The sequence below is a fragment of the Paenibacillus sp. PSB04 genome, assembly GCF_025809195.1.
In the GTDB taxonomy this organism is placed as follows: Bacteria; Bacillota; Bacilli; order Paenibacillales; family Paenibacillaceae; genus Paenibacillus_AQ; species Paenibacillus_AQ favisporus.
This window is the reverse complement of the sequence record NZ_CP081301.1, coordinates 5,240,758-5,259,040: the sequence shown is the minus strand read 5'-3', so window position 1 is coordinate 5,259,040 and position 18,283 is coordinate 5,240,758. Positions and strand designations below refer to the sequence as shown.

At 51.2% G+C, this 18,283-nt stretch carries 17 protein-coding genes; 13 read left to right on the top strand and 4 right to left on the bottom strand.

Features of this window, described 5'->3' with window-relative positions; all coding sequences use genetic code 11:
• Positions 1–37 precede the first annotated feature (37 nt).
• From K2F33_RS24290 to K2F33_RS24275, 5 genes are all read left to right on the top strand, one after another.
• Positions 38–2,239 (top strand): M1 family metallopeptidase, encoded by a 2,202-nt coding sequence (locus K2F33_RS24290; protein ID WP_263879062.1) that lies wholly within the window; start codon positions 38–40, stop codon positions 2,237–2,239.
• 93 nt (positions 2,240–2,332) lie between these two features.
• Positions 2,333–3,046: a response regulator transcription factor gene (locus K2F33_RS24285; RefSeq protein WP_089547226.1), complete on the top strand. Its 714-nt coding sequence runs from the start codon at positions 2,333–2,335 to the stop codon at positions 3,044–3,046.
• Positions 3,043–3,402: a hypothetical protein gene (locus K2F33_RS33660; protein WP_318671214.1), complete on the top strand. Its 360-nt coding sequence runs from the start codon at positions 3,043–3,045 to the stop codon at positions 3,400–3,402. The genes K2F33_RS24285 and K2F33_RS33660 overlap by 4 nt, the downstream gene beginning before the upstream one ends.
• Complete coding sequence (locus tag K2F33_RS24280; RefSeq protein ID WP_318671213.1) at positions 3,372–4,493, top strand: sensor histidine kinase; 1,122 nt, start codon at positions 3,372–3,374, stop codon at positions 4,491–4,493. Before K2F33_RS33660 ends, K2F33_RS24280 begins: the two co-directional genes overlap by 31 nt.
• Positions 4,494–4,596: 103 nt before the next feature.
• Positions 4,597–5,277, top strand: a complete 681-nt coding sequence (locus tag K2F33_RS24275) for a formylglycine-generating enzyme family protein (protein ID WP_412974016.1) — start codon at positions 4,597–4,599, stop codon at positions 5,275–5,277.
• A gap of 61 nt (positions 5,278–5,338) precedes the next feature.
• On the opposite strand, the gene K2F33_RS24270 is transcribed toward K2F33_RS24275, so the two are convergent.
• Both K2F33_RS24270 and K2F33_RS24265 read right to left on the bottom strand, forming a co-directional pair.
• Positions 5,339–6,565: an epoxide hydrolase family protein gene (locus K2F33_RS24270; protein WP_263879060.1), complete on the bottom strand. Its 1,227-nt coding sequence runs from the start codon at positions 6,563–6,565 to the stop codon at positions 5,339–5,341.
• Positions 6,566–6,631: 66 nt separating this feature from the next.
• Positions 6,632–7,078, bottom strand: coding sequence for a MarR family winged helix-turn-helix transcriptional regulator (locus K2F33_RS24265; protein WP_212983717.1), 447 nt, complete (start codon positions 7,076–7,078; stop codon positions 6,632–6,634).
• Positions 7,079–7,262: 184 nt separating this feature from the next.
• On the opposite strand from K2F33_RS24265, the gene K2F33_RS24260 reads away from it, so the two are divergent.
• Positions 7,263–8,189 carry a VanW family protein gene (locus tag K2F33_RS24260; RefSeq protein ID WP_145022967.1) on the top strand — a complete coding sequence of 309 codons (927 nt, stop codon included), beginning with the start codon at positions 7,263–7,265 and terminating at the stop codon, positions 8,187–8,189.
• Positions 8,190–8,237: 48 nt separating this feature from the next.
• On the opposite strand, the gene K2F33_RS24255 is transcribed toward K2F33_RS24260, so the two are convergent.
• Positions 8,238–9,674, bottom strand: coding sequence for a MocR-like pyridoxine biosynthesis transcription factor PdxR (locus K2F33_RS24255; protein ID WP_263879057.1), 1,437 nt, complete (start codon positions 9,672–9,674; stop codon positions 8,238–8,240).
• Positions 9,675–9,837: 163 nt separating this feature from the next.
• Here K2F33_RS24255 and K2F33_RS24250 point away from each other — a divergent pair, with 163 nt between their 5' ends.
• The 5 genes from K2F33_RS24250 (at position 9,838) to K2F33_RS24230 (ending at position 14,037) form a co-directional block, all read left to right on the top strand.
• Positions 9,838–10,113, top strand: a complete 276-nt coding sequence (locus tag K2F33_RS24250; protein ID WP_152404348.1) for a hypothetical protein — start codon at positions 9,838–9,840, stop codon at positions 10,111–10,113.
• 253 nt (positions 10,114–10,366) lie between these two features.
• Positions 10,367–11,599, top strand: a complete 1,233-nt coding sequence (locus K2F33_RS24245; RefSeq protein ID WP_263879055.1) for an RICIN domain-containing protein — start codon at positions 10,367–10,369, stop codon at positions 11,597–11,599.
• 178 nt (positions 11,600–11,777) lie between these two features.
• Positions 11,778–12,155 carry a VOC family protein gene (locus K2F33_RS24240; protein ID WP_263879054.1) on the top strand — a complete coding sequence of 126 codons (378 nt, stop codon included), beginning with the start codon at positions 11,778–11,780 and terminating at the stop codon, positions 12,153–12,155.
• A gap of 100 nt (positions 12,156–12,255) precedes the next feature.
• On the top strand, positions 12,256–13,368 hold the full coding sequence (locus K2F33_RS24235; RefSeq protein ID WP_263879052.1) for a nucleotidyltransferase domain-containing protein: 1,113 nt from the start codon (positions 12,256–12,258) through the stop codon (positions 13,366–13,368).
• 285 nt (positions 13,369–13,653) lie between these two features.
• Positions 13,654–14,037 carry a YkvA family protein gene (locus tag K2F33_RS24230; RefSeq protein WP_263879051.1) on the top strand — a complete coding sequence of 128 codons (384 nt, stop codon included), beginning with the start codon at positions 13,654–13,656 and terminating at the stop codon, positions 14,035–14,037.
• 85 nt (positions 14,038–14,122) lie between these two features.
• On the opposite strand, the gene K2F33_RS24225 is transcribed toward K2F33_RS24230, so the two are convergent.
• The gene (locus tag K2F33_RS24225; RefSeq protein ID WP_167372820.1) at positions 14,123–14,989 is read right to left on the bottom strand and encodes a helix-turn-helix domain-containing protein; all 867 of its coding nucleotides are present in this window, start codon (positions 14,987–14,989) and stop codon (positions 14,123–14,125) included.
• A 133-nt stretch (positions 14,990–15,122) separates the two neighbouring features.
• On the opposite strand from K2F33_RS24225, the gene K2F33_RS24220 reads away from it, so the two are divergent.
• Positions 15,123–15,884, top strand: a complete 762-nt coding sequence (locus tag K2F33_RS24220; protein ID WP_263879047.1) for an SGNH/GDSL hydrolase family protein — start codon at positions 15,123–15,125, stop codon at positions 15,882–15,884.
• 62 nt (positions 15,885–15,946) lie between these two features.
• Positions 15,947–18,256, top strand: coding sequence for a helix-turn-helix domain-containing protein (locus tag K2F33_RS24215; RefSeq protein WP_263879046.1), 2,310 nt, complete (start codon positions 15,947–15,949; stop codon positions 18,254–18,256).
• Positions 18,257–18,283 lie beyond the last annotated feature (27 nt).

Genomic DNA, 18,283 nt, shown 5'->3' with positions numbered 1-18,283 from the left:
ATTTATTCAGTAAAACTTACTAAAGGGAGAGAATCCGATGTATCGCACAACTTTAAAAACCGTATCCCAAAAAGCGCTGGCGTATTCGCTGGCTTTGACGCTGGCAGCTTGTCCAACAATCGCAGGCTCTTCCCATGTGCTGGCCGCCCCGGCGGTACCAACGCTCCTATCCACTGAATCTGCACAGGTTCAGGCTCCGGTTCAGTACCGGATCGACGCGCGGCTGGATGAGAAAAAGATGCGCATTACGGGGAGCGAATCGGTCACCTACCGGAACTTGTCCAAAGATACGCTCCAGGAGATCGTATTCCACACATTTGCCGACGCAAACCGGTCCACAGCGACCCAAACGTCGATGTTTGAGCGCAACAATGAGGAGATCCGGAAAGAGAATCCGCAGAAGAAGGCGGAAGACTTTCTGGGCGGGATTGACATCCGGAGCGCTGCAGTAAACGGCCAATCCGCGGAGTTTACGAACAGCAACCAGGCTTTGACCGTTCGGCTGAAGCAGGGTTTGAAGCCAGGCGAATCGGTGACAATTCAAATCGTCTTTGACGTCAAAATCCCGTACGGGATGCAGCGCCTGTCGTATTACAAAGATATCGTGAACGCCGCGCATTGGTTCCCGGCCGCTTCGGTCTATGACGAAAGCAAGCATCAATGGGACAAGACGCCGTACAGCAAAACCTTCGAAACCGATTATTATGACATCTCGGATTTTGAAGTACATTTGAATGTACCCGAATCTTATCAAATCCTGATGCCAGGGACCATCACTTCACAGGAAGTTCCCGAGGAGCCGGGACGGAAAATAGTTAGCTCGACAGCGGATCATACCCGGGAGCTCGTCTTTTTTGCCAGCCCGAATTACAAGGTGGAGAGCGTGACGCGCGACGGCCTGACCGTTGAATATTATTATTTCGATAATATGCCGGACAAGAAAAAACTCGTGGATGAGTACATCGACGCTGCTTTCGAGGCGATCCGTTTTTTTAACGACAAATACGGCAAGTACCCTTATCCGGAATTCCGAATTGCGGAATCCTATGTAGAGGGGGTTGCTGTCGAATTCTCCCGGGTCATCCAAATGGGGCAAATCGCGGAGAACAGCGATCCGGCGCATAATGACGTATTCGTGCATGAAATCGCCCATCAATGGTTCCATGCCCTGATCGGCAACAATTCGGAGAAAGAGTCGTTTTTGGATGAAGGATTTGCGGATTTCTCCAAAGTATATTTTGCGGAAAAACGAGGCGATGTCCTGGGCGGATTCCAATCGATCCAAATCGATGACTTGTCGTCCATAGATAAGCCGATTGCTTCAACCAATGCAGATGCGGGGGACGAAGAGAATCCGGTCTTTTACGGAAAAGGACGTCAGGCGATCTACCAGCTGTACCGTATGGTGGGCGAGGAGAAATTCGATGCGTTCATGAGGGAATACTTCAAGCGCTATGAATATAAAAACGCGACCATCGACGGTCTGCTGCAGACGATTCAGGATACGCTCGGTACGGAAGCGCGGAAAGAAATGGACAGCGCGCTGCATGACCCGAATTTTACATTAAAACCTGAATACCGGTTGTCCGAGTCGGAAGAAGCCGCGTATTGGCATGAGCAGTTCAAGAGCATCTATCACTCGTCCCTGACCCAGATTCCCGATCTTGAGGAGGAAACGATGAGCCGCATCGTGGATAAGGCACTTCAGGGCGAACCTCTTACGATCGTGTTGAGCGACCGGGCCGACGACAGCGCACACAACCAGGAGCAATCAATGCTGGAGCAGCTGCAGGGTTCCCTTCAATTGATGGGAATTCATGCCGACGTCATTACAGAGCGTCAAATACTCAAGAAGCAAATGGAGAAGGAGCTGGCCGCCAGCAACATTATCGCCATCGGCAGCGCCGGGTCGAACGGCTTGATCCAGGCGCTGAAGCCCGGTATCATGATAAACGCAAAGTCGATCAGTCTGAACTGGACGAGCTTGATGGGACAAAAAGCAGCTTCAGGCGCTTATATCGTCAAGCATCCTTACAACCAAAACCGCCTGCTGCTGCACTTTTTCTGGAACGGTAAGGCGCTCAGCGAACCGGCTATGAAGGTTTTTCCTGCTCAGATGTTAAATGCACTCAGCTTCAGCACGGATTACTACCAATATTATGTTATGAATGCGTCAGGCAAAATCACGTCAGACCGAAAAACCGCCAATCCGTTGGCTAAGTTTTTCGCGCAGGAATAAGACGGGCAGCGTTTCAAATGAGGACGTGGACTTGAAAATAGAGTTATAGTAGATGTCAGGGTGGAAATGATGAAGAAAGGAGGTACTGATCGTATGCCGCAAAGTCAGAAAGTGCTGATCGTCGATGATGAAGAAGATATCGTCAAGCTTTTGAAAACCGTTCTTCTGAAGGAAGGCTTCGAGCATGTATTTGCCGCTTTTTCCGCGAAAGAGGGTTGGCAGCAATTTCAGGACCAGCGCCCTGACGTCGTCATCCTGGATATTATGCTGCCGGACGGAGAAGGCTATGACGTCTGCAAGCAAATCCGCAGCGTTTCGAACGTACCGATTTTCTTCCTATCGGCCAAGACGGAGGAAATCGATAAAATACTCGGGTTTGCCATCGGAGGCGACGACTACATCACCAAACCGTTCAGTCCGAAGGAAGTAGCATACCGGATCAAAGCCCGCTTTCGGAGGCAGGAGGCTGCCTCTGAAGATGTGGACAAAGCGCATATTGTGCAAGCAGGCCCCTTTGTGTTTGACGAGCAAAAGATCGAACTGAAGAAAAACGGTGAAATCATCGAACTGAAGCCGAAAGAGCTGGGATTGTTCACCCACTTGCTGAAACACCCGAACCAAATTATCAGCAAAGAAAGCCTGTATGACCAGGTATGGGGCGAAGATTCTTTCGGCTACGACAATACCGTGATGGTCCACATTAGGAGACTCCGGGAAAAAATCGAAGACGATCCCTCCAATCCGCAGTATTTGGTCACAGTGAAGGGTCTGGGGTACAAGCTGGCGCTGGAGGGCGCGAAGCGATGAAATGGAGGCTCACCGGAAGATACCTGGTATCTGTAGTTCTCATCGTCGTGATTGTCATTTTCATGAACATCGTCGTTGTGACCGGTCTTTATTTAAACCAGTTTGCCTTTCCCCATTTTTCTTTTCAAAGCAAACAGAATAATCCGGATTTGATTACCCGGTCGTTCGGCAAAGAAGTGATCCTCTCCGATTCGGGGATGACGATTACAGCTGAAGGGAAGGAGCTTCTTGACCGTAACCAGGCCTGGATCCAAGTTTTGGATGAGAACGGTCAGGAGGTCTACGGTTACCATGTCCCCCGGATGCAAGGACCAAATATACGCCGATGGATATGGTTCAGACCTACAAGTATATAGAAAAAGAGCTCATGTCGACCGTTTTTGTGGGGGAAAAGCAGGGCAAACAGCAGCGCTACAGCTACTTAATCGGTTTTAAAAATACTTATCTGGAGCGTAACGTCTTAACGTACGATATTCGCTCCGTGGTGCATTTTTTCAAAATCGGAAGCTTGGCCGTCATGGGGGTCGACGGATTTATTGCGCTGTGCATCGCTTATCTGTTCAGCAAAAAACTGACCCGGCCGCTTCATAGGCTGATCGATGGAATCAAGCAGCTCGCCCACAAAAAATATGGGGTTCATTACGAGCCCCAAGGGGTTTACAAAGACGTGTTCCATCATGTCAACCTGCTGAGCGCGGAGCTGGAAGCCAGCGAGGCCGAACGCAAAAAACTGGACCGCATGAAGGAAGAGTGGATCGCGAATATCACGCATGACATCAAAACGCCGCTGGCTTCGATCCAAGGATACGCCGAAATGATGAGGGACAAGGATTATGAGTTTACGACCGGAGAAATGCGCGATTACGCGGAAATCATCGAACAGAAATCCCACTACTTGAAAGATGTCATTGAAGATTTAAACTTGTCCACCCGTCTTAAAAACAAAAATATTACGCTTAATCTGAATAGCGTCAATCTGGTCAGCCTGGTGCGCAGCGTAATTATCGACGTGCTGAATGATCCCCGATACAGTGGCAGGAACATCGATTTCAGCTACAACGAAGAGACCATTCAGGCAAAAGTGGACGACCTCCTCATTCGCAGGGCCGTCAGCAATTTAATATACAACGCGATGGTTCACAATGCAGAGGATACGGTCATTGAGGTTGGGGTTGAGAAAACGGCGGATTCGGTGGCGATGATCATAGAGGATCATGGGAAAGGCATCCGCAAAGAGGAATTGGACCGGATTTTTGACCGCTATTACCGAGGGACCCATACGGGCGAGAAGCATAAAGGTTCAGGACTGGGGATGGCCATCGCGCATGATATCGTGAAAGCACATGGGGGAGAGATCCGCGTCACCAGCGAGGTCCATCAAGGAACGAAGATCGAGATTAGACTTCATTCGCTTCCAGAAGTTCACAAATCCGATGAGATCCTATAAGATAAAGATTCCTATATCATTTGATAGATGATAAAGAATCAAGATTCATGGGAGGCAGAGTTTGAAGTTGGCTGAATGGATGACGAGTCTAGGCGATTATCCGATGATACGTATTCCAGAGGGAGACGTTGCGCTTAGGGATGACAGGGTTAAAAGATCATGGAATGTCAAGCTGGATGCCTTTTTCATGGCACCCGTCCCGGTAACGAATGCATTCTACGACGCCGTGCTGCAGCATAAAACCCGCACGCACGGACGTTCGCAAGCACCAGTCACAGGGGTATCATGGTACGAAGCAGTCTCATTCTGTAATACGCTGTCCCGGCAAGCGGGACTGGAGCCTTGTTATGAGATTGCCGATGAGGGCGAGCGTGTCGTCTGGAATCGGGAAGCGGACGGCTATCGTCTGCCTACAGAGGCCGAATGGCAGCATGCATGTAAAGCAGGCTCTCAAGGCTACAGGTACGGCGAATTAGAAGAAGTCGCCTGGTTCAAGGAGAATTCCGATGGCATGACGCATGAAGTCAGAGGCAAACTGCCGAATGCGTGGGGGCTATACGACATGCTGGGAAATGTGTGGGAATGGTGCTGGGATCTGTATGACGAAGAGGTATATGGATCCTATCGCATATTCAGGGGAGGAAGCTGGGCGGAAGAAGCAAGGGGCTGCGGAGCGACATGCCGCCGGCGCAGCCATCCGACGTTTCAAATCGATGATCTCGGATTTCGCCTGGCCCGCTCGATTTACTCCTATAACGGAGATGGGCATCGGTCATTCGGATAAGCTGCCTATCCTATTTAAATCCTAAGAGAAGGACCACCCGCTAAGGGTGGTCCTTCTTCTGTTACCGGCGGCCGTGAAAGGTCCGCCGTAAATCTTGAACCCACAGCTCCGGCACTTCCCACGGTATAAAGTGGCCTCCTTCTTCGTGGGCAGTAATATTGACGTGGTTATACCATGCTGCGCGGTCAGTCTTGAGAAAATGCTCCACGCGTTGATCGGTCGTCACCCCCGGCGGATTTTCGTATCCCACGAAAGTGATGCCGGTCGGTGCTTCAATAACAGGCTGGCGTGAATGGGAGGGCTCCCAAGGATACCGGTTGTTATTGGCATATACGCGCATAGACGTTTCGATGGCGTTATTGACCCAGAAAATCGTGGCGTGCGTCAGCAGGTCATCCTTGGAGAACACCTGTTCAATGCTGCCTTTGTTGTCGCTCCACTTGATCCAGCGTTCAAGAATCCAGGCCAGCATGCCGACAGGTGAATCGCTGAGCCCGTAAGCGAGTGTGCCGGGATCCAGAACGTGCACGGCAAGATGCGAAGCAAAGCGGCGGTCCAGCTCTAACAATTGATTCCGGATCTCCTCAGGCAGGTCTTCCGGAATCGGACGTCCGCCGGCATAATCCCAGGCACGCTCCCCGTTAAAGAAGTCCAATTTGAGTGCCGAACCGATATGTATACCATACAGCTCTGCTCCGTATTTATGCCCGAGCTGACCGGTGATCAGCGCGCCGACATCGCATCCAGCAGCAGCATACTTCTCGTATCCGAGCATGTCCGTCATGAGGGTGTGCCACAGATCGGCCATCTTCCAGAAGTTCATGTCCGGATGGTCGGGAAGCGGAGCAGAGAAGCCGAAGCCCGGCAGCGAAGGGACGATGACATCAAAAGCATCAGCGGGGTCACCTCCATGCGCCCCCGGGTCAGCGAGCGGATCCACCACCTTGGACCAATGCCAGAACGTCCATGGCCAGCCATGGGACAAAATGAGGGGAACCGGGTTTGGCCCCACTCCGGGCTTGCGCATAAAATGGACAGGCACACCGTTGACTTGGACTTGATAATGCTCATAGGCGTTGATCGCCTGCTCGGATTTACGCCAGTCGAATTCGTGAATCCAGTAGTCGACGAGCGCTTTCAGTTCATCGCGGCGAACGCCGTAGTAACCGTCTTCGTTCCCTGCATCCAGGGGCCATCTGACGGAGGTAAGACGACGGTTCAGATCGTTCAGTACCTCTTCGGAAACATGGATGGGACTTGCTTTAAACGGAAATTCGGCATGGGACATAGTGATCCTCCTCTGACGTGATTTGGAGCCGACGAAAAGGTGAACGTTTCAAGCGAGAAAAATCCGCTAAGCTTCGCCAGCAATTTCGACCAGCCGTCTCAATGCCGGGATGGCGTCAGCTATCGCCTGTCTCTCTTCCGGCGTGAGATGATCCGCAAAACCGGCAATCCGACCGATCCGTTCCAGGCGCCGGGAATCGATCACGTTAGCTCCCTGGGGGGTAATATGCACGAGAACAGCGCGGCCGTCATGCGGATCGGATCTTCGTTCCACGAGCCCGTCCCTCTCCAGCTTGATTACAATTTGCGTGATCGCCGACTGGGTTACCTGCTCCGTGGCAGTCAGTTCTGTCAGGCGCATCGGACTGTTGTGGGTTAGCGTGTGCAGGACCGACAGGGCGGTGAAGCTGAGTTTTTCAATGGACGGCAGTCGAATATTAATCCTGGTCAGATTTTCGATCACTTGAACAAAATCGGCGACATCCAATTCTTTGGATAGATGTTTAGGTTTCATGTCACTAATATATTAGAAACTTATATAAATGTCTAATATAAATTGGGAATGGATGAGAATTGGAGGTGAATGATTTTTGTGGAATCGCATCATAATAGCAGGATGAAAGCAGGATCTGCTCCAAACACCAAGATGAAACGAGTGATGAGGCTTGAGATGGACATCCGCGGCATGCCTCCTGTTCATGCTGCTGCATAATCCGACCGCAGATCAAGAACAGGCACAGGACAAGCTTACGGTCACCCATGAAGGAAAAACCATCTCCGTGCTCAATCGCGACGCGCACAGCTTAGGGGTGTTTCCTTTACTGGACAAGGAACAATATAATGCGTGGGTCAACGAACTGGACCGGAAAACCTATAAGGAAGCGCACAACGCCAGTTTTGACGCCGGGGGGCGCATTGTCGAGGGGAAGAACGGATACAAGCTCGACCGCAGGGCTTTTTTAATGAAATATTATGCGTATCTGTACGAAACGAGCGGGCCGGCCACGATTGAGGTTCCGACGTACCCGGTATATCCGAAGGTCGATACGGAACTGCTCGCGTCTTTGCGTTCGAAGCAAATCGGTTATTATATTACTTACTACAACTCCGGCAACCGAGACCGCTCGCATAATATTGCTCTGGCGGCCGAAGCGATTGACGGTACGGTCATCTTTCCTGGTGAACGGTTCTCATTTAACCGGGTGGTCGGCATACGAACGACCGGCAGAGGATACCGCCGGGCTGCCGTCATTGTGCGGGGCGAATTATCTGAAGGCGTAGGAGGCGGCATCTGTCAGGTATCCTCCACCTTGTTTAATGCCGCCGATCGCGCAGGGCTGAAGATCGTTCAGCGATATTCCCACAGCCGTCACGTTCCCTATGTGCCATCGGGCAGAGATGCAACCGTAAGCTGGGGCGGACCGGATTTTGTTTTTGATAACGCGTACAACCAGCCGGTCCTTCTTCGCGCGTTTGCGGGCGGCGGCAGCATGGCTGTGTCCATTTTGTCGTCTGACGTGATCGAATACTTCCCGAAAAAGGTCCCCAGCATATCTCATCAACTGCCGGAAGAGGTGCGCGACATCACCGCAAGCCAAAGCCCCGGCCATCATAAGAAAAATTAGACCACAGGCTTGCTTGAAGCAGCTTTCACAGTCCAAACAAGGAACAAATTAATTCCTTAAGCTGTGCAGCGCACGGGCAAATCCGGCGATGCCTTGTCCAATGCATTCCGATTTTGCACGCGCAAACGTAAACCGGACGAATCCGGCATCCGAACCGTACACGCTGCCAGGCACGAATACGACGCCGTTCCGGATCGCTGCTTCCAGCAGCTTTGCGTCATTGACTGGCTCGGACAGCTTGCACCACAAATGATGCCCCCCTTTGGGAATATGAAATTGAATCTCTCCCGGCAGTTCCTTCCGCAGCGCTTCGATCAGAAGATCGCGCTTATACATCAGATTTGTCCGCAGGCGGCCGAGATGAGGCTCAAAAAAGTCCGATTCCAAAAACTGCGCCGCCACCTGCTGGGGAATGACGCTAAGTCCAAAATCCATCTGCTGCCTGGCATCCGCCAGTCTCAGCACGACGGAATTCGGAGCAACCATCCAACCGATCCGCAGTCCCGAAGCGGCGATTTTGGAGAAGGATCCGATGTAAATGACAGAGCCGGACGTATCTATTGATTTTAAAGGCATGCGTGGTAAGCCTTCGTAATCGGTTAGGCTGTAAGGATCGTCTTCGATGATCGGCAGTCCGAGCTCGCTTGCGGTTTGCAGGAGCTGGTGGCGCCGTTCGTCGGCAAGCAGCGTACCGGTAGGATTTTGAAAATTCGGATTCGTAAATATCATCTTGATGCGGTGTTTTTTGTACAGTCCACGAATTTCTTCCGGCCTCATGCCGTCCTGATCAACGGGGAGCCGGAAGATCCGCAGTCCCGCCGACTGGAACATCGGCAGCGAATAATAATAGGATGGATCCTCTATAGCAACGGCGTCGCCAGGGGACAGCAGGCATTGCGTAATTAAAAATAAGGACTGCTGAGACCCGGATGTAATCAGGATGGATGATTCCGTCGCCTGAACACCGCGGTATTCGGCCAAATATCGAACCAGAGCTTGCCGGAGCGGGATATATCCCTGCGGGTTGTCGTATCCCAAATACGATGCGTACTGATGGCTGCTCATGATTTCGCTGATTTCGCTTGTCGGGGCCAGATCGGCCGCAAGTTCTCCACTTGCAAAATCGACCAGGGAGGAATCCAGGCTCAGAGCTTCCCGAATTCTCCGGAGAAACGGAAGGTTCGGAAGAAAGCTCCCGCCTTGGGCATACCTGTTCCAGTTTGGTGTATGTTTTGGCGAAGCACCCCACTTAAATTGGCTCACCCGAGTTCCGCTGCCGGAACGGCTTTCGATGATCCCGAGCGAACGGAGTTCCGCAAAAGCTTGTACGACCGTGCTCCGGTTTACGCCGATCTGCTCAGCCAATTTCCTTTCTGAAGGGAGCAGGCTGCCGGGCGGAAATTCCCCAAACGAAATTCGCCGCTCGATGTGGTCGGCGATTTGCTGATATAATGGTTTTTTACTTTCTCGGTCAAGACCCCACATACGTTTTCACTTCCTCGAACAACAATTACGACACATTTTTATCATCCTTTCCAATATATCTTATTTGCTTAACGATTTCCGTCTTTTTCTCACTGAAAGTTTTGCGTTTTCATGAACACGGCCCGTTTCATTTAGTGAAATGGATGGTCAGGGAACGATTGCAATGGCTGGTGTGTTCACGTCCGATGGTGATTATAATGAAACTGCAACAAATCTACTTGACGGGCGGGTGAACAGCATGGTCTGGCTGATGGTTTTTGCCGTGATCGTATTAATATGGGGACTCTTCGCAACGATGAGAATTGGACAATCCCAAAGCAATAAAGAACAAAATCCACAATACTTCCAAGATACGGGCAAAAAATGGTTTAGGCTTCTAGGCTTCTACGTAATTAGCATCGTTGCGGCAGCTATCATGATTGTGATTTTGATCAAGTGAATAAACAGAGGTAAATGATGAGTTAATTGTAAAAAAATATAAATAAAGGTTGTTAATGTTATCCAAAACGGATATACTAGCAATGTAAGCGCTTGCTTTAGTAGATTGAGACTTCTAGATTTCCCTGCCGCTGTCCCATTCCATGCATAAAGCGAGGTGATTAACGTCCCAAAGGCGGGCTCTTTAATGATGCAGGTCGAATTTTCCTTATAGTGTCTGTGACGTTTTCCCAATTTGATGAGGAGGGAACAAGATGCTGAAAAAAGGATTATGCGGAATCATCATGGTCAGTCTTTTGATTGCTTTATTTCCTGTCAAACAGGTGAGTGCGGCTCCAAACTGGAAGCTGGTGTGGAGCGATGAATTTGACGGAACCGCACTGAACCGTTCCAATTGGACTCCGGAGATCGGCACGGGCAGCGGCGGATGGGGAAACAACGAGCTTCAATACTATACGGACCGGTCGCAGAATTTGCAGGTTACCGGAGGAAATCTGGTGATTACGGCGAGAAAAGAATCATACGGCGGAATGAACTATACTTCGGCACGTATCAAAACGCAAAACCTGAAATCCTTTACCTATGGCAAAATAGAGGCTAGGATCAAGCTGCCTTCCGGACAAGGGCTGTGGCCGGCGTTCTGGATGCTGGGCAGCAACATCAGCACGGTCGGATGGCCGTACAGCGGGGAAACGGACATCATGGAGCGGGTTAATAACAACCCTTATGTTAACGGCACGGTTCACTGGGATGCGGGAGGGCATGCGGAATACGGAAGAGTTTCGGGTAACCTCGATTTTTCCCAATACCATGTGTACAGCGTCGAATGGGATTCGAAGTATATCCGCTGGTTCGTTGACGGACAGCAGTTCAATGAATTTTATATTGAGAATGGCACCGGAAATACCGAGGAATTTCAGCGGCCGTTCTTTCTGCTCCTGAACTTGGCGGTCGGCGGCAACTGGCCAGGGGCTCCGAATGATTCGACGCCGTTTCCAGCTCAAATGCTCGTGGACTACGTCCGTGTATATCAGGACAATGGCCAGTCCAGCGCAATCAGCAACGGAGTTTATACATTGGCCTCCAAGGCGAGTGGAAAAGTAATGGATGTCATTGACGTGTCCATGGCCAGCGGAGCCAAAATCCAGCAGTGGACGAATTATACCGCCAGCAACCAGCAATTCCGGATCGAAAGCACGGGTGACGGTTATTACAAGCTTACTGCCGTGCACAGCGGCAAAGTATTGGATGTGCCGAATTCGTCAACAGCAGCCGGCGTCCAGCTGCAGCAGTGGGATGATAACGGGACGAACGCGCAAAGGTGGAGCATTGTCGATGTAGGCGGAGGGTATTATAAGCTGGTCTCCAAAGCAAACGGACTTGTCGTTGACGTGTCCGGTTCATCCACGGCGGATGGCGCGGCCGTTCAGCAGTGGACGGATAACGGAACGGACGCCCAGAAATGGGCCTTGACCAAAATCAATTAAGGCACAAACAAGCAGTCCACATATGGGCTGCTTGTTTGTGTATACGAGTCTGAAGCGGAACAAATGCTAAGGTCTTGGCAATCGATGAGAAACTCCGGTGGCTGGGCGTGCTATAATTTGAGAAGACCATGAATGAACTGTCATCTACTATTTTCAAATTAAAGGAGAGTTACGGCAAATGATCAACAAGCTCGGTCAAGTGATGCTGTACGTCAACAACCAGGATCAGGCGGTACAATTTTGGACGGAGAAATTAGGTTTTCGTGTCATTTCTGAAGAAAACAATGAACACATGAGATGGATCGAAGTCGCCCCGGCCAAGGATGCAGGTTCCAGCATCATACTGCATGATAAAGAGGCTGTCGCGAAGATGTCCGAGGGCTTAAATCTCGGCACGCCTTCTTTAATGTTTTTCACAGAGGACGTGGATGCGTTGTATCGCGATTTGACCGATAAACAGATCACCGTCGGTGAAATCGTTGAGCTGCCTACCGGCAGGGTGTTTAACTTTGCGGATGACGAAGCGAATTACTTTGCGGTCATGGAAAAAAAATAACGGCCGCTCACGGGCGGAAGAAGGGGCGATGGTAACGATCCGTCGCTCTTTTCGCAAGAAGGGAGTATGCAACGCAAGCCCTGAACAAGGAGGATTTCAGATGTTCAATCCATTTGAAGTAGCCGAGCTTATGGTCCAACATATCTCAACGAATTTTCCAGACGACGTCTCTCTGATCGGATATTATGGATCACGCGTTCAAGGAACGGCGACGGAGCGTTCCGATCTCGATTTTTTCTTTATACCGGCGAACGCGGAAGGTTTCCGTCATAGTTTGCAGTTTGTAGTGAACGGGATCAGCTTTGATTTTTGGCCGATCAGCTGGGAACGTGCGGAGAGAATCGCCGCTTTCGAAGAACTGAATGTATCGATCATCGCGGATTGCAAGCTACTGTATGTGCGGTCCGAAGAAGATCATGGGCGGTTTCTCCAGCTTCGCAGCAAAATTGCTGACCAAGCCCGGGCACGCTTGGAATGGCTCCATAAAGCCGAATCGAGGCTGAAGGAAGCTTATATACACCTTTACAACTTAAGCAAAATGAGCTCTGTGGATGATCTGGTTTCTTTTCGCTATGAAGCCCAAGAGATCCTGATCTTAAACCTTGAGAGCCTTTCATTAATTAATCATACATACTACACCAAAGGCTGGGGCAAAAACAGGGAGCAAATCCGAAACTTCCCTGTACAACCGGACACATTGGAGCAGACGATGGAGACGATTCTGTCTTCCTGTTCGGGATTTCAAATCCGGGAAGCCTGCGAACGATTGACCAAGGATACGCTTCGTCTCATTTTGCAGCATAAAGAGAAAGACGTCAGCGGTCCAGATTATCCTGGCCGGATGAAGGGCTTCTATGAAGAAGTAAAAGGAATTATGGATAAGGTGGTGAGCGCTTGTGAATCAAGCGACTACCATACAGCCTATTTCTGGGCGGTCGGCGTGCAGAAAGAAGTATCCCGTTTTCTCTATTTCACCGAGAAAGGGTATTGGCCGTCGCCTTTGTGCGCCGGGGAGGAAGAGTTAACCTTGTATAAGGAGCTTGGCTTTCCAGATTTAATCGGAATACTGAATCAGGAAGATTTCATCCCCCTGAAAGTGGCGGTTGAACAGCTTGATTCGCAGCTGGAGCAGCATCTTCAGAGCCGCGGAGTACAAATCAACCGGTTTCGGAACGCCGAAGAATTCAGCGATTTCCTGCTGTCGCTGCGTTGATCGCTGAGGCTGAATGCTTCATGTCCATATTCCGCAGGTGCCCATGATCACGAAAATATAACGTACATATTCCGCAGTGATTCCAATTCGTATGACTGGAAATGATGATAGCATAGAGGACGGCTGCTGCTGCTGAGAGTCTCCTTCTCATCGTGTCGATTCGTAAATAAGTGCAGGAAGGTTTGTCAGTTTAAGGCGGCGAAGAATACAAAAGGCAAGTCGTGCAGCAAGTTAAAATGAAGATCATACAATGAGCCATAACAAGCCAAGGGGAGAATGGAAGACATGATGGAACAGCTGAAAGCTTGGGCCAAACAATTAAAAAGGCAGGTATTTGTACTCTATTACGCCTATCGGGACAAACGTTCGCCATGGTATGCAAAGTTGTTTTCCATGTGCGTCGTTGCCTATGCATTCAGCCCCATAGATTTAATACCGGACTTCATACCCGTCATTGGCTATGCGGACGATTTGGTTTTGATACCGCTGGGAGTATTGGCTGCTATAAAAATGATGCCTGGTGAGGTCATTGAGGATGCCAAAAAGAAAGCGGATGCTCGCATGAACCAAGGGAAACCGGTGAATTGGACTGCGGGTGTCCTGATTATTTTGTTATGGGCTGCTGTACTGGCAGCGGTATTAACTTACCTGTACAACCGTTTGAAGTAATCCGCTGATTCACAGCAGGGCCTTTCGGCTGGATCCGGATCGCCCGCCCAATCGGCCTGCTTAAACCATGGCCTTTCCCCCGTATTTATGAATCCTGCAGCTTCTCCCGATACTCGGATGGCGTACAGTTGTACACCTTGCGGAACTGGCGGGCGTAATAGTTCTGGTCCCGAAAGCCGCTTTCGAGCGCTACCTGGGAAATGGACAGGTTTGGATAGCGAAGCAGCGTGCAGGAATAGTCCAGACGCTTGCGTATGACGTAATCCATCGGTGTGGTGTGATAGTTGCGCGTAAAGACGCGCTGAAACTGGCGGGTGGAGAGGTAGGCTTTGTCGGCCATCGCTTGCAGGGTGATCGGCTGGAGAAAGTGTTCTTCAATGTAAGTGACGGCTTCACCGATCCGCAGCGCCTTGTTGTCTTCATGTCCGCTACCGATCTGATAATAGCGGGAGAGCAGGCCGACCAGAGCGGTAAAATAAGAGCGAATCATCAGACGATAGCCCTGCGGCTGCAGCTCATACTCGGTTAAAATCAGGTCAAGCAGCTTTGTCGCTTCCTGCAGCTGCGCTTCGTTCAGCGTAAGCATGCCCTTGAAGTTCATTTCCTTGCGGTAAAATGGTTCGATGTAGAAGAGCGCTTGGAAGCCTGGAAGCAGCCTAAGCTCGGACAGCTGCAGAAGCTGCTCGGGCTGGAACATGACGTTGATGTATTCAATCCCGTCGACGTTTTTGTATCCATGGGATACGCCGCTGTGAATCAAGAATACCTGGCCGGCTGTAACGGAGTATTCCCTCCCTTCAATGATATGAATGGCGCTGCCCTGCAAAATGACGACGAGTTCGGAAAAATCGTGGCTATGTACAAAATATTCGTGCGTTAGCGGACATTTCTGGATGCGGAACGTAAATCCCGGTTCGAGTCCGATGTCCGTGGCAAACAGTCTGGTCATCATGTCCATATTATGCTAAACAATGTCGGCATCGTCAAGGCGAAGAACGGCGTACCGCGCTACCATTAAGTTTACGGGCCGACGCATGGCAGATCGAAATGTGATCGGCTTATAGAATGTCAATGGGGAGGTACCTATGGATTTATGGTGGAATGAAAGGACGAATCAGCCCGAGAAGCCGGTTATTCTTTTTCTGGGGGACAGCATTACGGCCAGCGGTCATTATATCCGGTATACCGAAGCTTGGCTCCGTCAGCACCGGCCGACGATGGAGATGAAGCTGGTTTCATGCGGTGTGCCCAGCGAAACCGTGTCGGGACTCAGTGAGGCGGCACACCCGTTTCCGCGCCCTTGCGTGCACGATCGGCTTCGGAACGCGCTGGATACGGTATCGCCCGGGATCGTGGCCGCCTGTTACGGTATGAACGACGGGATTTACCATCCTTACTCCGAGGATCGTTTTGCTGCCTATCAAGAGGGGGTATTTCGTCTAGTTGAACGCAGCAGAGGGGCTGGAGCCAAGGTGGTGCTCATGACGCCACCGCCGTTTGACCCACTCTCAATGAACGCCGAGCTTCTGCCCGAAAGCGCACCGGATTTCAGCTATCTCGCACCATTCCAGGAATATGACCGCGTCCTCGAGCAATATTCCGCATGGCTTCTGTCAGCGGGTGATTTGGCCGACCAGATCATCGACTTGCGCAGTCCGCTGCTGGACCATATAAAGGAACACAGAGCACTGGATCCTGCTTATCGTTCGGGGGACGGTATTCATCCGAACCGTGCCGGGCACTGGGTTATGGCGCGTACGCTTCTCAAGGAAATGTTCGGCGCGGCACCCGGTGTTATTCCCGATGTGGATGCGATTTCGAAATCGCTTGCGGAAGAAACGGATTGACACCTAAAAATCAACCGGATTATAGTTAGGTCACTCCAACAATTGGGAGGGAGAGAGGTACGATGAACTTGCTGCAAATGCTGCGAACGCGGAAATATTTACAGCGGATCTTGCTCAGCTTTATGCTCGTAGTCGCCACACTGGCGGTGGCCTCCCTATTTATGAACGCCTTCGCACGCGACAAAGTGCTCAGCCTTCAGAACGAAGCCGACCGCAAGCTGCTGACCCAAATCAACTATAACATCGAAAACATGAACGGCATCGTCAAGGACCTGGCGGTATCCATGTACAACGATGAAGAGCTGATCGCACTGAAATCCGGAGCGGATTACAAGCAGAGCATTCTGAAGATCGAGCGGCTGAATCAGACCGTCGCAGCGTCTCCGTATCTCCACGCTGCTGTTTTTTACAACGGGGCGCAGCACCGGTTTTTCTCATCGCTCAATCATGATATGGACAACAGGCTGCTGTATCAAAGGCTGGGGGATTATATGTCGTCCCGCAGCGACCTGCCGAAGCTCCAGTTGATTCCGATGGATCTGGACGGCGGAAATGAAGGGATCGACGTATTCGCCTTCTTCATTTATGACGGCCCCTCCTTAGGTTCCGTAAATGATAATGTCCTGATTTTGACCGTCAAGCCGGGATGGATGCTGGATAACGTGAAAGCGCTTAATCGTGTCGCGGAGCGGGAGAACGACATGCTGTTCGTGACTGACAGTGACGGGCGCATGCTGATCTCCAACGACCGGTCGCTGCCGGAGGGGCTGAGCGTCAAAAAGGATTTGCTTCCGCGAATCCAATCTACCGGGAGTTCGCTGGATTCTTTTATCTATAAGCACGGTTCGCATAAATACAAGGTGACGTATTTGAGCAAAGGATTGAACAACTGGCAAATCGTCAGCCTCCAGAATTATAACGACGTGCTCGGCAGCGTCCGGCAGATGAAATGGACGGAGATGGCCGTGACGCTGTCCGTTGCGGTCCTGGCTGTGCTGCTGTCCGTGTTTTTTTCGCTTCGGCTGTATAAACCGGTCGGGCAACTCCTGACGCTCGTTCCGCCGCAGCGGCGCGATGCTCCCCCTGCGAAGGATGAGCTGTCGGTCATTGCCGCCAACGTTACGGAAATGATCGGAAAGCTGAAAGGGCTCGAGCAGGAGAGGGCATCCCAGTGGAACATCGCCAAGGTCTATCACCTGCGCAGCCTGATCGGTCTCAGCGAAGGCGTACACGAACTGGAGTTTCGGCGGATCAGGGAGCAGTACGGGCTCGATATCGCGTATCCATCAAGACTCCGGCTGGCTCTGGTCCAGATTGACGACGTACAGAGCCTTGCCCGCGGCCAGGGATCGCAAGCAGAATCGCTGCTGTATTTCGCCATAGCCAATATTGGTCAGGAACTGCTCCACAAACACGGATCCTGCGAAGCCGCAGATATGAAAAGCGGTCATCTCGTCTTTATCGTCGGCGGCGAATCCAGGGATCTAGCCATGCTTGCCGACCGCTTTCGGGAGCTTCAGCACACCATCCTTCAATATTATCGGGTTACCTTCACGGTAACGCTCAGCGACCCGTTTGAAGACTACCGCGAAATCACGGCGCATTATAATCTGGCTGTCCGCCACGCCAATTACCGCATGGTTTTTGGCAAAGGTGCGGTGCTAGAGCCGGAACGGGTCCGAAGCTGCGAGGCAAACGATACGTTCCGCATTCCGCAGGAATTGGAGCGGCGCCTGACGGAAGGATTAAAGAGCGGCGATCTGGAAGAGACGGAGCAGGCGATCCGGAGCTGGAGAGAGCTGATCGGCGGATTCAGCTTCGAGAATATGTACTCTGCACTGCTGCATCTGGCGGTTACGCTCAGCAATACGCTGGGAGAGATGAACCATCACAATCTGAACCCGGTATCGGTCAACGTTCAGGCCATCAACCGGCGCATTCTCGAGAAAGAAACGTTGGATGAAATCGAAACGGTGCTGCTTGAGGTCGTCCGCGAGGTATTCGAACAGCGGCGGAACGGGCGCGAAGACAAAAACAGGCTGCTTGCCGATACCGTGAAAGAAATTATCGACAAGCATTTTGCCGATCCGGATCTCAACGTGCAGCGGATCGCCGACATGCTGAAGATGAGCTCGGTCTACATCGGGCAGGTGTTCAAGGCACAGGAAGGAACGACGGTCGTCGATCAGATTAATGCCACCCGCCTGGCCCGTGCCCGAACATATTTGGAGCAGCAGGAGCTGACCGTAGCGGAAATTATGGAAAAGGTGGGCTTCGGCAACGAAAGCTATTTTTACCGCTTGTTCAAACGCCGATACGGAACCACACCCAAGGAGTACCGCCTGAAATCAGCCATAGAGAGAAGCATATGAACCTGATGAAGACCCGCACGGGAGAAC